Source organism: Phytopseudomonas daroniae (assembly GCF_004327285.1).
In the GTDB taxonomy this organism is placed as follows: domain Bacteria; phylum Pseudomonadota; class Gammaproteobacteria; order Pseudomonadales; family Pseudomonadaceae; genus Aquipseudomonas; species Aquipseudomonas daroniae.
This window is the reverse complement of the sequence record NZ_QJUI01000002.1, coordinates 150,808-165,644: the sequence shown is the minus strand read 5'-3', so window position 1 is coordinate 165,644 and position 14,837 is coordinate 150,808. Positions and strand designations below refer to the sequence as shown.

The 14,837-nt window shown below is 63.9% G+C and carries 9 protein-coding genes and 1 pseudogene; 2 read left to right on the top strand and 8 right to left on the bottom strand.

Annotated elements, in window-relative coordinates; genetic code table 11:
- Positions 1-32 precede the first annotated feature (32 nt).
- The 4 genes from DNK06_RS02555 to DNK06_RS02540 all read right to left on the bottom strand — a co-directional run bounded on the left by DNK06_RS02555 (position 33) and on the right by DNK06_RS02540 (position 6,857).
- Complete coding sequence (locus DNK06_RS02555; RefSeq protein WP_131178485.1) at positions 33-689, bottom strand: DUF6250 domain-containing protein; 657 nt, start codon at positions 687-689, stop codon at positions 33-35.
- 49 nt (positions 690-738) lie between these two features.
- A complete protein-coding gene (locus DNK06_RS02550; RefSeq protein WP_131178484.1) occupies positions 739-3,495 on the bottom strand; it encodes an exo-rhamnogalacturonan lyase family protein in 2,757 nt (918 codons plus the stop codon).
- A gap of 21 nt (positions 3,496-3,516) precedes the next feature.
- Positions 3,517-5,748, bottom strand: a complete 2,232-nt coding sequence (locus DNK06_RS02545) for a TonB-dependent receptor (RefSeq protein WP_131178483.1) — start codon at positions 5,746-5,748, stop codon at positions 3,517-3,519.
- 77 nt (positions 5,749-5,825) lie between these two features.
- Positions 5,826-6,857, bottom strand: a complete 1,032-nt coding sequence (locus DNK06_RS02540; protein WP_131178482.1) for an ABC transporter substrate-binding protein — start codon at positions 6,855-6,857, stop codon at positions 5,826-5,828.
- Between the two features lie 293 nt (positions 6,858-7,150).
- On the opposite strand from DNK06_RS02540, the gene DNK06_RS02535 reads away from it, so the two are divergent.
- Together DNK06_RS02535 and glpT are read left to right on the top strand one after the other, a co-directional pair.
- A complete protein-coding gene (locus DNK06_RS02535) occupies positions 7,151-8,416 on the top strand; it encodes an MFS transporter (protein WP_131178481.1) in 1,266 nt (421 codons plus the stop codon).
- A 186-nt stretch (positions 8,417-8,602) separates the two neighbouring features.
- Positions 8,603-9,949 (top strand): glycerol-3-phosphate transporter, encoded by a 1,347-nt coding sequence (glpT, locus tag DNK06_RS02530; RefSeq protein ID WP_131178480.1) that lies wholly within the window; start codon positions 8,603-8,605, stop codon positions 9,947-9,949.
- 149 nt (positions 9,950-10,098) lie between these two features.
- On the opposite strand, the gene DNK06_RS02525 is transcribed toward glpT, so the two are convergent.
- From DNK06_RS02525 to DNK06_RS02510, 4 genes and pseudogenes are all read right to left on the bottom strand, one after another.
- Entirely contained in the window at positions 10,099-10,917 is an 819-nt protein-coding gene (locus DNK06_RS02525) for an ABC transporter ATP-binding protein (protein ID WP_131178479.1), read from the bottom strand.
- Positions 10,914-12,431 (bottom strand): annotated as a pseudogene (locus DNK06_RS02520) (ABC transporter permease); the annotation flags it as partial. The pseudogene DNK06_RS02520 and the gene DNK06_RS02525, both read right to left, overlap by 4 nt.
- Before the next feature lie 222 nt (positions 12,432-12,653).
- A complete protein-coding gene (locus tag DNK06_RS02515) occupies positions 12,654-13,706 on the bottom strand; it encodes an ABC transporter substrate-binding protein (protein WP_131178477.1) in 1,053 nt (350 codons plus the stop codon).
- A 131-nt stretch (positions 13,707-13,837) separates the two neighbouring features.
- Positions 13,838-14,791, bottom strand: a complete 954-nt coding sequence (locus tag DNK06_RS02510; protein WP_131178476.1) for a LysR family transcriptional regulator — start codon at positions 14,789-14,791, stop codon at positions 13,838-13,840.
- Between the last annotated feature and the right edge of the window lie 46 nt (positions 14,792-14,837).

Below are 14,837 nucleotides of genomic sequence, written 5' to 3'. Positions count from 1 at the left end.
CCCTGCTGATGGGGTGAGCGGTTCCCGACGAGCTACCCCAGTCGTGTCACGCGAAACGCCGAAATGGCCTGGCGCGACCAGACCTGGCGGAAACCGAAATGCCCCGGCGGCGGAAGCCCGTCGTGGCGGGCCTGGAAGAAGGTGTCGCCATCGACCAGATAGCGCGTGCCCCGGGCGTCCAGTTCAAGCGCGATGTGGTACGGGCGGTTGGCTTCGAGCAGGTGTGCCGGATCGAGGTATTCCCCCAGCACCAGGCGCTGGCCGCCGCCGTCGTAGCGGCGAAAGCGCGTGGTGCTGTTGTAGTTGCCACCCATGCCGACATAGTAGAGGGCCAGGCTGTCGTATTCGGCCAGGGCGCCGCTGCGGGTGAACAGGTCGGCGTTGCCCGGGTCGCGTGCCGCCCAGAACTGATTGAGGTCGGAAAGGCGGTCGTTGGCGCCGTCGCCCAGCAGCACCTGGCGCTGGAATTCGATGCGGTAGGCGCCGTCCAGCGGCTGTTTCAGCCACACGGTCACCCCGCGGGGACTGTCGATCAGCAGTTGGCCTCTTTCGGTCTGCACCCGGGTGGCCGGATCCTCGGCCTCGACGTGCCAGCGTTGCGTGGAGAAGTGGGAGAAGTCGTCTTCGAGCAGGATGTCCGGCAGCTTGTTGCCGCCGACGGGGTGCTCGGTGCACGAGGGAAAAGGCATGAGGTGTTCTCTGTTACGGCTGGGGCGCCGGTATGGCCGGCGTGTGGATTCAGTCGATGGTTGGCGGCGGGCCGGCCAGTGCCAATAGCGCCATGGCAGTCAGTCCCCACTGGGCGACGGCATTGGTCGACAGGTTGGCGGTCGCGGTGCTGCCCGAGCGCTGGTCGATCATTGAAACCGGCTCGGCTTCGCGTAGCGGATAGAGGTAGGCCGGCGTGGGAATCTGCCGATAGGTACGGTTGGGCCGCGGGATGCCGCCTTCACCCTTGCGGAACTCCTGCCAGGCGCGGCGTTGCAGGGCCGCATCGTGCAGGTGATTGCCGGCGAAGGCGCTGAGCCGGGCGTGGGCCTGGGTCAGGTTGGTCTTGGTCAGCGGCTGACCGAGCGCCTGGCGTTGTTCTTCAGCGCTGGCGTTGTACAGGCGGCAGTAGTCCAGCCAGGCGCGCTCGAACGTGGCTGAAGGCAACAATTGCAGCAGCTCGCCGCAGATCTCCGCCAGGCCGAATACTGCGCTCAGGTGCAGTACGTAGAGATGACCACTGTCGTTGCGATCGAAGCGCCCGCTGGCGATGTGCATGTCCGCCGAGCCACTGAAGAAACCCTGTGGCTGGCTGGCAATGCTTTCCATGCCATTGAGCAGGCGCTGGCGGATGCCGGCGTCGCCAGTGCGTTCCCACTCGGTCAGCCAGGCGGCGGCGATGGCGCCCCAGTCGATGCCGAAGAACAGGTTGACCTTGTCCGGATCCTGCGCCTTGCGCTGGCCGATCTTGCGCGCAGGCACTACGTCGCGCAGGGTGCGCAGGGCCTCGACCTGTTCGCGCAGCAGGTCGCCGGTGCGTTCGTCGGCAGTCAGGTAATACAGGAAGCGTCGGTTGGCAGCGGTGGACACGCGCAGCTGCTTGGCGCTGTCGCCCCAGTGCCGCACGTTGTGGCGCGAACCGAGTGGCGCGAAGGGGCCGAGGTGGTGCACGTCGACCTCACCGGTATGGCGAGTCATGGCTTCGGCCATGCGGAACACATCGGCCCGGCCGCTGCGCAAAAAGTAGTACCAGAGCCACAGATCGGTGCTCAGTTCCGAATTGTCCCAGGCGTAGCCACCGACATCGTAGCGCCACACATGGCGATCGCCATCGTAGGTGTGCATGACGTCGCCGTAGTCCCAGAAGCCATACCATTTGCGCTGCTCGACCTCGCCTTTGTAGAAGTCGAAGTACCAGGCCAGCTGTTTTTCCAGTTCGTCCTCGCCGGGGCGCTGTGGCTGGATCGGCGACCAGGCCGGGCCGAATACACCGGCGGCATGCAGGCGTTCCGGGCTGGCCTGCAACAGCGGTGGCTCCTGGATACGCGCGGCGATGGCCAGCAGGTGCTCGCTCGACGGCGTGGCGGCGAGCACTTCCAGTTGCAGTTCGCTGGTGCGCGCCACGCCCTTGGGAGAGCCGAAGCCGGGCTCGTAGTCCTCGTAGGTGATATCCAGCGCTTCGCGCTGCTTGGCGTGCGTGTCCTGGCCGAGGCCATCGTGGTAGAAGCGCAAGTCCATCGGCTCGGCCTGGGGCGCCCACAGCCAGAGGGTAACCTGGGCAAGATCGCGATGGGCATCTTCGATATCCAGCTGCGCTGGATAGCTCTGCCAGAAGTTGCGCAGACCGAATGCCACGCCGCCGTTGGGGGAGCCCAGGTAACCGACACCCGCAGCGCGCTCGCCATTGGCGACCTGCACCCAGCCCTGACCGCTGGCCGTGCGCTTGCTGATGCTGTACGCATCGGGGTGTGCCTGCAGCAGCCGATAGCTGCCGAATGCCGGCACGTAGCCAAGGTTTTCGGCTATCGGCGAAACCAGCGCAGGGGTGGCCTGGCCTGCCAGTTGTGCCGTCACCACCCCGGGGCCGGGATCACGACGCAAGCCGCTGAGCCCGCGCACCGATTCGCGCAGAAGGCCGCCATTGGCCGAAACGAAGCGCACGTGACGATCATGCAGAGGGGCGTCCAGCGGTACGCCGAAGCGCAGGCCGATGCCTTTGATGAAATCGCGCTGCTCATCACCGTCATAGACGATGGTATGCATCAGCCGCATGGCCGCAGAGCCCGCATAGAAGTACAGGCGCACGGTGAACGGCAGCAAGGCCGGCAGCCCTGGCGTTTCACTGCGGTGTTCGCCGCGCAGGGTAATGACCGCGCGTACCGGGCCAGGCTGCTCGACTTCCACCTCAGTGACATGGCTGCGATAGCGGCGTGTCACCACCTCGTCCCGATCGGGATCGCCCTGTACCTGCAACACCAGTTCGCCGGCCAGCAGTGCCGGCTGATCCTTGCGCAGGATGCGTTCGATCAGCAGCGAACCACTGCGCGGGATGACGCAGCGCAGGGCGCCGGTATCGACGGTGATGGATCCAGGCGATTCGCTGACCAGTGAAGATCCGCGCGCTTCGACCGCTGGTACGGGTTGCAGGCCATAGTGCTCACTGGGCGCCGGATGAGGCGCCAGGGCATGCGCCGACCATTTCAGCGAACCATCCGGCCACCAGGCCAGGGGCCAGCTCTGCAGCGGCAGGGCGCGGCCCACGGCATCGCGGATCTCGAAGCCGCTGTCACCGGGCACCTGGCCCTGAGCCCAGGGCGTACCCCAGGTGACACCAGCGAAGGCTGGTGGCAATTCACCGTCCAGCCAGTGCAGGGCGGCGCCTGCGGGTGCGCTATTGCCTCGGCCAGGTGAACGTGCCAGGGCGCCGGCCGCCAGCAGGGGGGTGGCCAGGGCGGCGAGGCCGCTGCCCTTGACGAAGGTTCGGCGGGAGAAGGTCAGTTTGTGCATGGCGACACCCGTTCTTAAGCTTTAAAAGTCGTAGCCGAGCGTCACACCCAGGGTGCGCGGTTCGCCGCGGTTGCCGTACACCTCGCCATAGCTGCCGGCACTGAGGGTGCGGTAGTAGGTCTTGTTGAGGGCGTTGTTCAGCCATACCGAGGCATTCCAGCGACCGTCGTCGTACTGGCCGCCGAGACCGGCGGAGAGGTTGAGCAGGCCGTAGCCGGGGATGCGGGTGTAGCGCGAGTTGTCGACGGTGCCATAGGCCCAGGAACGGTAGTTCCAGCGCGCCTGAACGTGAGCGTCGAGGCCGTCGCCCAGCCCCCAGTCATAGCGGCTTGTCAGGTTGTAGGTGACCTTGGGTGAGCGGAAGACCTGCTCGCCGGAGAGGTCGCAGGTGGCCGGTGCATTGCCGGCCAGGGTCACCTCGGCCGGGCAGCGGGCGTTGTCGAATTCCATGTAGCTGGCATCGAGCAGGGTGCCGTCGAGGTTCAGGCTCAGACCCTCGATGGGCGTCAGGCCGATGCTGGCCGCCACGCCGCGAGAACGGATGCTGCCGGCGTTGATCAGGTACGAGGTCTGGAATTCCTCGTCATAGGCGTTGGTCTGGAAGTCGTTTACCCGCGACCAGAACAGCGCCACATCCGCGCTCAGGCGCTGATCGAACCATTTGCTCTTGAGGCCCAGCTCGGCGCCGCGGGTGGACTCCGGCAGGATGAACAGGCTTTCGGTACCGGCACTGCCTGCTGCGCCGGAGGAGATGTTCAGGCCACCGGCTTTTTCGCCGTAGCCCAGGGTCAGGTAGCCCTGTACATCGGGCTGGAACCAGTAGCTGAAATTGAGCAGCCCGGACGGCAGGAATTTGCGCTGCACCAGCTCGCCGGAATCGAAGTCGTTGCGGTTGACCCGCACGAAGGAGCCTTGCTTGCGCTGATGGGTGCCGCGCACGCCCGCGGTAATGTCGAACCGGTCGGTGACGTGCCAGGTGCCCTGGGTGAACAGTGAGAAGATGCGCTCGTCGATTTCGCCCCAGCGCTGCACCAGTTTGCCGTTGAGGGCGTTGTTGCCATACCAGGTGGAGGCCTGGTCGTTATCGGCGTAATGGTCGTGGGCGTAGGTGTCGAGGTTTTCGCCGAAGTACAGGGCACCGAGGGCGTAGTCGAAATGCTCGCCGCGCGGTGAATCCAGGCGGATCTCCTGCGACCAGATACGGTCTCGCACATCGGCGCCGCTGTCCGAGTACAGCGGAATGTCGAGGGTGTCGGTGGTACTGGGCTTGTAACCGAAGTAGCGGAAGGCGGTGGTGGAGCGCAGGTTGTAGCCGCCATCCAGCGTCCAGTTGGCTTCGGCGGAAACGCCGCCCTGCTGCAGGCGGGTGTGATTCTCGTCGTCGGTGTTCACGCCACCGACTACCGGATGGGCGCCCGCAGCCTGGGCGCGCTCGAGGAACAGGTCACGGCCATTGGTTCGGTTGGTGGATTCCAGTACCGCTACCGGCGCGTTGCGTGCATCGTTCCAGTCGGCGATCAGGCGCAGGCTGAAGTCGTCGGCCGGCACCCAGAGCAACTGGCCGCGCACGCCATCCTTGAGGCTGCCGCCGAGCTGATGGCCGCTGTACTGGTTCTTGATGTAACCACCGCGCTCGCTATGGGAGACGTTGATACGCCCGGCCAGGGTTTCGCTCAGGGGGCCGGAGAACATCGCCTGGGTCTGGGTCAGGCCGCGCTGGCCGAAGGACTGGCGGATCGAGCCTTCTGGGGTGAACGTCGGTTTGCGCGTCTGGATGTCGATGGCGCCACCCGTGGTGCTGTAACCGTACAGTGTGCCTTGCGGCCCGGCCAGTACGGTCGCGCTCTCGATATCCAGCAGGTCGTTGGAGAGCATCCCCGGTCGGCTCAGGTAAACGTTGTCGAGGAACAAACCGATGCTGCTGGGCATGCCGATGTTGATCTCGGTACCGCCGCCGTCACCGATGCCGCGAATGGTCAGGCGCGTATCGAAGGGGTCGACCACCGCCACGTCCAGGCCGGGCGCCAGTTGCGGCAGGTCTTCCAGGGACTGGATACCCTGGCGTTCCAGTTCCTTGCCGTCGATCACGGTGGAGGAGCTGGGCGTGCGTTGTGGATCCTGTTGCAGGCGTTGGCCATCGACGCGCACGGTCTTCAGGCGGGCGTTGTCCTGGCTGATGTCGGCGCTCTGGGCCAGGGCCATGCCATGGGAAAGTGCCAGGGCCAGCGTGATAAGGGAGGGCAGGTGCTTCATGGTGTTTCCTTTCTGCGTGCAGGTGGCGCCCGCCGCCGGGCGTACCGGGCGGTGGGGCAGGCAGTGGGGTTGAAGGATCAGGGCAGGTCGTTGGTCTGTTCGAGAAAACGTTTGTCGAGCCAGGCGTCGAGATCGACGGGGCGGCGGATCAGCCTGGCCTCCTGGGCGATCTCGATGGATTCGCGCAGCCGGGCGACGAAGGCGTCGTCCAGCTCCGGTGACAGCAACTGGGCCAGTTCGGCGCCCTCCAGCTCGGCACGCAACAGGCTCTGCGGGTAGCCGCTCTGCGAGGCTTGCAGTTCGATGTAGGCGTCGCGGTTGGCTGGATCGCCGGCCCAGCGCACGGTTTCACGCTGTACTTTGAGCAGGCGCTGCACCCACTGCGGGTGCTGTGTGGCGAAACGCTCGGTGACCAGCACCAGGCCGCTCAACTGACCGGCGCCATGCCTGGTGTGTTTGCTCGACACCGGCAGTTCGGCAAGGCCGCGCTGCGCCAGTGCCAGGGTATTGTTGCCACCCCAGGTGGCATCGATATGGCCGGCTGCCAGGGCTGCGCTGGCAGCGGCGAAGTCCAGATTGACGACCTGCAGATCGCGTTCGCGCAGACCGCTGGAACGCAGGGCGCTGATGAACGACAACTGCGCCGCCGTACCACGGAACAGGCCGACGCGTTTGCCCTTGAGATCCGCCAGGGATTTGATTGATGAGCCGGGGCGCACCGCCAGGTAATGGTTCACGCCACGGGCAGCGGCGGCGATCACGCGGGTATCGAGATTGCCCGACTTACCGACGATGCTGGCCAGGTCGCCCAGGAAAGCCATGTCCACCTGGCCATTGGCAAAGGCTTCGTTGATTACCGGGCCGGCGCCTTTGACGAACACCCATTGCACCTCGATGCCGTCGCCAGCGAATTCCTGTTCCAGACGCTTCTGCGCATGCAGTACGTCGACCAGGCCGCCGCCGGCGGGTTTGCCGCCTGCACCGATGTCGGAAACGGCGATGCGGATTTGCCCGGCTGCCAACGCGCCTTGTGCCAGGCACAGCAGTGCGAACAGAGCGAAGCCTGCTTGCAGGCGGTGAAGAAAAGTGGCGAGCCGGGAAACGGCCATGATCGGTGCTCCGTGAAGAATAGGGTGGCGCCAGGACTGCGATGGGCACGGACGATCAGGCAAAACAGGAAATCGAACTAATACTAAAAAATGATTTATTAAGTCATTTATTGCATAAGCGTGGTCTGGCGTGGCCTGCCGCCACTATGTGGAGACAGCAAAAAAACTATGCTCGAAATGCATTGGTGCCAGGGCTGATGCCGACGTTGAATGCCCGCCGGTTTTTGTCTCGCGCGCGCCGGGCTGCAGAGGCTTGCGGCCCGGTATCGCGACCTTTCGTTATCGGACCTCCCATGCCCAACACGCCAGCCGCTGCCTCGCTGCAAGATCGTCCCGCCATGTCGCTGTTGCTGCTGATCAGCCTGACCCATCTACTCAACGACATGCTGCAGGCAGTGCTTCCGACTCTGTATCCGGCACTCAAGACCGAGTACGACCTCAGCTATGGGCAACTCGGTCTCTTGACCCTGGTATTTCATCTGGTTGGCGCACTTTGTCAGCCACTGATTGGCTATTGGGGCGATCGCCGCAGCCAGCCCTGGCTACTGCCTTCAGGCATGTTGTGCATGGCGGTCGGGCTGTGGCTGTTGGCGGAGGCCGAGTCTTTCAGCGGGTTGCTGTGGGTGGCGGCGCTGGTCGGGCTCGGTTCTTCGATCTTTCACCCTGAAGCGGCCCGCGCCTGTCGTCAGGTATCGGCCGGTCGTTTCGGCCTGGCGCAGTCGGTGTTTCAGCTCGGTGGCAATATCGGCTCGGCACTGGCACCGCTGCTGATCGCTCTCGTGCTGCTGCCCGCAGGTGCCCAGGGGATGACCTGGTTGCCGCTGCTGGCGCTAGTGGGGTTTATTCTGCTGGTGCGGGCCGGGCGTAGCGTGAAGCGACATCTCGGCGCGCGCTTGCGTATGAACAGCAGCTTGCCGCCAATGGCGAGCATCGGGCGGCGACACCTGCTGCTGGCGATGACCCTGCTCAGCGTGATGATCCTCTCCAAGTACGCCTACCTGGCGGCGATGGCCAACTACTACAGCTTCTACCTGATCGAGCGTTTCGAACTGAGCGTGGCCGAAGCGCAACTGCAACTGTTCGTTTTTCTCGCTGCCGTGGCGGTCGGCACCATGATGGGTGGGCCTCTGGGCGATCGCATCGGTCATCGCTGGGTGATTCTGCTGTCGTTGCTCGGCAGCTGTCCGTTCACTCTGCTGTTGCCGCACGTCGGGTTTTCCGCCTGTGTGCTGCTGTCGGTGGTGATCGGCGTGCTGATGGCGTCGGCCTTTCCCGCGATCATCGTGTATGCCCTGCAGTTGCTGCCGAATCGGGTCGGTCTGGTGGCGGGTTATTTCTTCGGGTTGACCTTCGGTGTGAGTGGTATTGCTGCCGCGGCGCTGGGGCTGCTGGCTGATCGCTGGGGGATAGAGGCGTTGTTCGTGGTGGTCGCGTGTTTGCCGCTGTGCGGACTGTTGGCGCTGTGGCTGCCGACTGGACAGCTTCACGCGCAATCACGGGAGGGAAACGGGGCATGTTGCGACGATACACATCAACCTTGTTGTTCGAGCATCGATTGATAGTTGCCGATTCCGCTCGACCCGGGTGACTTCGAATTGTCCTTCGGTCTGAATAAATCGCCTCGTTCGAATTCCAACAGTTTCTTGTCTTTACCGCTTCGGTAGTGAGTGCTATTTTCGTTAATGAAAATGTCATATAACTGTCATATTCGAGTGCGCAGCTAAAACAAGAACTGGAGTCCCTGGATGTTCGCCTTCTTCCGCCCAGCCCCTCATCGGGAAACCCTGCCTGATGAGCAGATAGACAACACCTACCGCCGCCTTCGTTGGCAGATCTTCGCCGGGATATTCATCGGCTATGCCGGTTACTACCTGCTGCGCAAGAACTTCTCGCTGGCCATGCCCTATCTGATCGAGGAGGAAGGCTATACCCGCGGGCAGCTTGGCCTGGCGATGTCTGCCATCGCCATCGCTTATGGGCTGTCGAAGTTCCTCATGGGACTGGTGTCCGACCGCTCCAATCCGCGTTACTTCCTGCCATTCGGCCTGCTGGTGTCGGCGGGCGTGATGTTCGTTTTCGGTTTCGCGCCTTGGGCCACGTCCAGCGTCACCATGATGTTCATCCTCCTGTTCATCAACGGTTGGGCCCAGGGCATGGGCTGGCCGCCCAGTGGTCGAACCATGGTGCACTGGTGGTCGCAGAAGGAACGCGGTGGCGTGGTTTCGGTTTGGAACGTCGCCCACAACGTTGGTGGTGGCCTGATCGGGCCGTTGTTCCTGGTGGGTATGGGCCTGTTCAACGACTGGCATGCGGCGTTCTATGTCCCTGCTGCAGTGGCCTTGCTGGTGGCCTTGTTCGCCTTCGCCACCATGCGTGATACCCCGCAATCGGTCGGCTTGCCGCCCATCGAGCAGTACAAGAACGACTATCCCGAGGGCTACGACGCCAGCCACGAGAAGGAATTCAGCACCCGCGACATCTTCGTTAAGTACGTGCTGCGCAACAAGATGCTCTGGTTCATCGCTCTGGCCAACGTGTTCGTCTACCTGCTGCGCTACGGCGTGCTGGACTGGGCGCCGACCTACCTGAAGGAGGTCAAGCACTTCACGGTCGACAAGACCTCATGGGCGTATTTCTTCTACGAGTGGGCGGGCATTCCCGGTACGCTGCTGTGCGGCTGGATGTCGGACAAGGTGTTCCGCGGCAACCGCGGCCTGACCGGCGTGGTGTTCATGGGGCTGGTGACGGTCGCGACCGTGGTGTACTGGCTCAACCCGCCAGGCAACCCGGTCGTCGACATGGCCGCGCTGTTCTCCATCGGCTTCCTGATCTACGGCCCGGTCATGCTGATCGGCCTGCATGCTCTGGAGCTGGCGCCGAAGAAAGCGGCGGGTACTGCCGCAGGCTTCACCGGTCTGTTCGGTTACCTGGGCGGTTCGGTCGCCGCGAGTGCGGCAATGGGCTACACCGTCGACCACTTCGGCTGGGACGGCGGCTTCGTGCTGCTGGTCGGCGCGTGTCTGCTGGCGATCGTGTTCCTGATCCCCACCTTGTGGCACAAGCAGATTCCTAGCGAAGAACGCGCTGCTTGATCCTGATCAACCACCTCGGCCGCCCGGATCCTTTGGAGTCAGGCAGCCGAGCTGGTTCGTTAAGTCGGTAGGTGGGGCCGACGGTGATTCGCTTCAGCCCACCCCTTGCCATCACGCTACCGCTTTTCCCCTTTCTCGATGCCGAGCGCTCACCAGGCAATGGAAGCCAGCGGCAGGTCTTCCACTCGCGGTGGCGGGGCGCGGTATTCGCCGTCGCCGGTAAGTTGGAACAGCAGGTCTTCGCGTAACTGCAGGAAGTCGTAGCTGTTGCGGTTGCGCGGATGCGGCAGGTCGATATCGACGATGCGCTTGATTCGCCCCGGTCGCGGCTCCATCACCACCACGCGGTCGGCAAGAAAGATGGCTTCCTCGACATCGTGGGTCACCAGCAGACTGGTGATGCCGGCGCGGGCACGGATGGTCAGCAGTTCTTCCTGCATCTGTTGGCGAGTCAGAGCATCCAGTGCACCGAAGGGCTCGTCGAGCAGCAGGATACGCGGGCTGCATACCAGGCCGCGGGCGATGGCCACGCGTTGTGCCATGCCGCCGGAGAGTTGGTGCGGATAAGCCCGCTGGAAGCCATCGAGGCCAACCAGATGAACGAACTCGTTGACCCGGCGCAAGCGCTCGGCCTGGGTCAGGTTTTCGTTGACCAGGCCCAGCTCGATGTTCTGCTCCACGCTCAACCAGGGGAACAGGCGGTGTTCCTGAAAGACGATGGCGCTTTCGCTGCCAATGCCGTCGACTGCCTTGCCGTCGATCTGGATGGTGCCGCGAAACGCCCGGTCGAGGCCGATCAGCAGGCGCAGCAGGGTGGACTTGCCGCACCCGCTGGAGCCGAGGATGGCGATGGATTCGCCTTCGGCGATCTGCAGGCTGAATTCGCGGATCGCTTCGAGCTCGCCGCTCTCCACGGGAAAGAACTTGCCGACTTTGTCGAAGCTGACGATGGGAGCTGGGGCGGTCATGCGTTTCTCCAGCGCGTGGCACGCGCTTCGATCAGTTGTCCGAGGTGGTTGAGCAGGGCGCCGGTAAGGCCGATCAGCAGCATGCCGGCCATCACCTGATCCATGCGGAACAGTTGCTGGGCGCCGATCATCAGGCTGCCGATGCCGCCGTTGGACGGCATGAAGTACTCGGCGCCGATGGTGCTCAGCCAGGCGAAGATCAGGGCCAGCTTCAGACCGGCGAAGATCGCCGGTGCGGCGCCGGGCAGGATCAGGCGCAGCAGGCGCTGGCGGTTGTTCAGGCGCAGGGCGCGGGCGGCTTCGTCCAGTTGTGGCGAGAGGTTGGCCACGCCGCGCTGGGTGGCGATCAGCAAGGGGAAGAAGGTGGCCAGACTGACGAACACCACCTTGGCCAGCTCGCCGAGGCCGAACCAGGCGGTGAGCAGCGGCACCCAGGCGAAAATCGCGATCTGCCGCAGGGCGCTGAGCGTCGGCCCGCAGAGCCGTTCGGCTGGTCGCCACAGCCCCAGGATCAGTCCGCTGAGCAGGCCAAGACTGCTGCCCAGCAACAGACCGCCGACAGCACGACCGAGGCTCTGCAGCATGGCCTGGATCAGGCTGCCATCGACGAGGCCTTGCCAGGTGGTGCGCAGCACATCCAGCGGGGCGACCAGAATGCTCGCGTCGACCCAGCGCGCCAGCACCGCGACCTGCCACAGTGCGGCCAGTCCCAGTGGCAACAGCCAGGCCTGCAGGCGCGCCCAGCCCTTCGCCCGGCCACGCAGGCGCAATTCGGCAGTGGGCGGATGTGGCCAATAGATCAGGCGTGCGTCGAGCCATTGCACGCCGCGGTCGAAGGCGATGCCGAACAGGCCGATGACCAGAATGCAGACGAACACGATATCCAGCATGAACAGCTGGCGCCCCCAGACCATCAGATAGCCGATGCCCTCGCTGGAGGCCAGCAGTTCCACCGCCAGCAGCGACGACCAGCCGGTAGCCAGGGCCAGACGCAGGCCAGCCATGAACGAGGGCAGGGCAGCGGGAATCACCAGGCGGGTGATGCGCAGGTGCCAGGGCAGGCGCAGAACCGCCGCCGCTTCACGTAGGCGCGGTTGCGCGTCACGCACGCCGACCAGGGTGTGTACGGTGATCGGCACGATCACCGCCTTGATCAACACCACCAGCTTGAGTGCTTCGCCGATGCCGAACAGCAGCATGAACAGCGGAATCCAGGCCAGGGTCGGCACCTGAGCCAATGCCGCGAAGGTCGGGTAGATCAGTCGTTCGGCACGGCCACTGATGCCCAGCAACGTACCCAGCAGCACACCGGCCGTCACACCACCGAGCAGGCCGTAGGCGAGGCGTTGCAAGCTGATGCCAAGATTGAACCAGAGTTCGTCTCTAGCCAGTTCCAGCAAGGTCTGCCAGACCAGCGCCGGTGTCGGCAGGATCTGTTCGCTCATCCAGCCGAAGCGGCTGGCCAGGTACCAGAGTGCAAACAGGCCCACCGGCAGCAACCAGGGCACCAGGCGGCTGGTCGAGAAGCCCGTGCGGGTATGGCCCTGAGCTTGAGAAATGGGCAGAGGCGGCGCACTCATGAGGGCGTTCCGTCAGCGTCAGGCTTATGACTGGATGTTATTTTTTGCATAAAAGATCGAATATAAATTCTTTCGGGAAATAAGAGCCTGCATTAAAAGTGCCTCGTAAGGGGACGGCCAATGCATTCGCCACATATCTTCCATGCCTGGGGCGCATCACTCGGCCGTGCCTGAGGCGTCATAGCGTTGCCAGCGGTTCTGCAGGCTCTGCCGTTCGATTGCCTGCTCGACGAAGCGCGGCTCGAACCATTCCTCGACCTGGAAGGTGCGGCGGATCAGCCCCAGTGCCTTGGCTTTGTCGATGCTGTCCTGATAGCTGTGACGCAGGAAGGTATCGAGCAGCGGCGAGGCACGAAACGCGAGGTCATCGCCCTGGTATTCCCGAGCGTAGAGCTCGGCGGGTACCGCGCTCTGTTGCGAGAGCAGGGCGATGTAGGCGTCCAGATTCTCTGTCTTGGAAATCCAGTCGGCATTGGCGACCAGCACGTCGACCAGCTTCTGGGTCGCCTCAGGGTAGCGTTCGATAAAGGCGTTGCTGGCGATTACCCCTGTCTGGGTGGTGGCGGTAACTGGCAACTGCTTGGTGCCGACGGGGAATTCGATGCCTTGCCTGCCCAGGGCGAGGATGCCCATGCCCGACCAGGCCGCGTCGATCTGCCGTCCAGCCAGGGCTGCTCGGGCCGCGCTCCAGTCCAGGCTGAGGATACGCAGATCGCGCTCCTTCAGACCGGCTGCGTCCAGCACTCGGGCGAAGGACAACTGATCGGCGGTGCCGCGGTACACCGAGACCCGCTTGCCCTTGAGATCTTCCAGCGTCTTGATGCCTGACTCGGGCGTTGCCGCCAGGTACATGTTGGCGCCTCGGCCGCCGAGGATCAGGCGGGTATCCAGACCCGAGGATCGGCCAATGATCGCCGCCAGATCGCCGAGTCCGGCGAAGTCCAGCTGGCGATTGGCGAAGGCTTCGTTGACCGCAGGGCCCGCGCCCTTGAAGAAGTGCCATTCGACCTTGGTGCCATCGGCGGCGAAGGCTTCTTCCAGCTGTTGGCGAATATGCGCCAGGCCCAGCACGCCGGAGGCGAAGGGCTTGTCGCCCGCACCCTGATCGGGCGCGCCAATGCGGATCACCGCCGGCTGCTCGGCTGCCTGGGTGATGAGGGTGGTCAGCGCCAGCAGGGCGCCGCAGAGCAGGGAGGTCAGTCGGATCATGAGCCGGTCTCGGTAAGGAATCGTGATGGCCATTTCACGAATCCCCCGTCCGGCTGACAAACGCAAAGCGGGAATACTTTGTATGCATGGCGTGCAATACCTAGGGTCTGTTGACGTTTCATCAACAGACCCTAGACCCCTACCTGTGCCAATGGCATGCCTGCCATCTGGTCGGCGAGCCCGGCATCGCTGCGCTCGATCTGCTCGACCATGGCCCGGGCCAGTGGCGATAACGCCCGGCCAACGCGGCTGACGATGCCATAGCGGGTATTGAGTTCCTCCAGGTGGCAGGGCAGGTCATGTACCTCGAGGATCTGCAGTTTTTCGCTCAGCAGGTAGTCCTCCAGGTTGACGGGATTGGCGATGCCGATGGCGTTCGAATAGCGCACCACGTTGAGCAGGGCATGGCTGTATTCGCATTCCACCGCTGGCGCGAAATCACGTCGGCCGCTGTATTCGGTGAGCACCTTGCGGATGTTCGGGGGGCGAAAGGTGGTGGCCAGCGGATAGCTGAACAGCTCGGCGCAACTGACGCTGGGTTGGCGGGTCAGCGGATGGCCGATGCGGCAGCAGAAGTGCCATTTCTGTGGGCGCAGGCGAGTGATGCGGTAATCCGGATCGGCCTCGAAGCGGCGGGTGTCGGCGACGAAGAATTCGATCTCCTCGGCCACCAGGCGCTTGTTCAATTCCTGCCAGTTATCGACCTGAAAATGCACCCGCGCCTTGGGGTAATCGCCGATGAAGCGCGCCACCGCCCGTGGGATCAGTTGTGCCGCGGGGGCCGGGCCGCTGCCGAACAGCAGGGCGCCGGTACCGGCATCGTTGAACCGGCTGATTTCGTTGTTCAGGTCGTGGGCGTCGCGTAACAGCCGCCTGGCGTGCTCCAGAACTACCAGGCCCTGCTTGGTGGGCGGCAATTCCTTGCTCGCCCGATCCACCAGCTGAAAGCCCGCAGCATGTTCCAGCGCCTGGATGCTGCGGCTGAAGGCGGACTGCGAAAGGCTCACCGCTTCGGCCGCAGCGACAAAGCTGCGGTGCTCGGCAAGGGCGACGAAGTGACGGAGCTGGCGGAGATCGATATGCATTTTCTACATGGAAAAATTCGGTCGAATGCAATTGCTGCAATGGCTC

Excerpts from the sequence above, each read along its gene's own strand:
- DNK06_RS02555 (WP_131178485.1), bottom strand. The coding sequence starts at position 689 with ATGCCTTTTCCCTCGTGCACCGAGCACCCCGTCGGCGGCAACAAGCTG.
- DNK06_RS02550 (WP_131178484.1), bottom strand. The coding sequence starts at position 3,495 with ATGCACAAACTGACCTTCTCCCGCCGAACCTTCGTCAAGGGCAGCGGC.
- DNK06_RS02545 (WP_131178483.1), bottom strand. The coding sequence starts at position 5,748 with ATGAAGCACCTGCCCTCCCTTATCACGCTGGCCCTGGCACTTTCCCAT.
- DNK06_RS02540 (WP_131178482.1), bottom strand. The coding sequence starts at position 6,857 with ATGGCCGTTTCCCGGCTCGCCACTTTTCTTCACCGCCTGCAAGCAGGC.
- DNK06_RS02535 (WP_131178481.1), top strand. The coding sequence starts at position 7,151 with ATGCCCAACACGCCAGCCGCTGCCTCGCTGCAAGATCGTCCCGCCATG.
- glpT (WP_131178480.1), top strand. The coding sequence starts at position 8,603 with ATGTTCGCCTTCTTCCGCCCAGCCCCTCATCGGGAAACCCTGCCTGAT.
- DNK06_RS02525 (WP_131178479.1), bottom strand. The coding sequence starts at position 10,917 with ATGACCGCCCCAGCTCCCATCGTCAGCTTCGACAAAGTCGGCAAGTTC.
- DNK06_RS02515 (WP_131178477.1), bottom strand. The coding sequence starts at position 13,706 with ATGATCCGACTGACCTCCCTGCTCTGCGGCGCCCTGCTGGCGCTGACC.
- DNK06_RS02510 (WP_131178476.1), bottom strand. The coding sequence starts at position 14,791 with ATGCATATCGATCTCCGCCAGCTCCGTCACTTCGTCGCCCTTGCCGAG.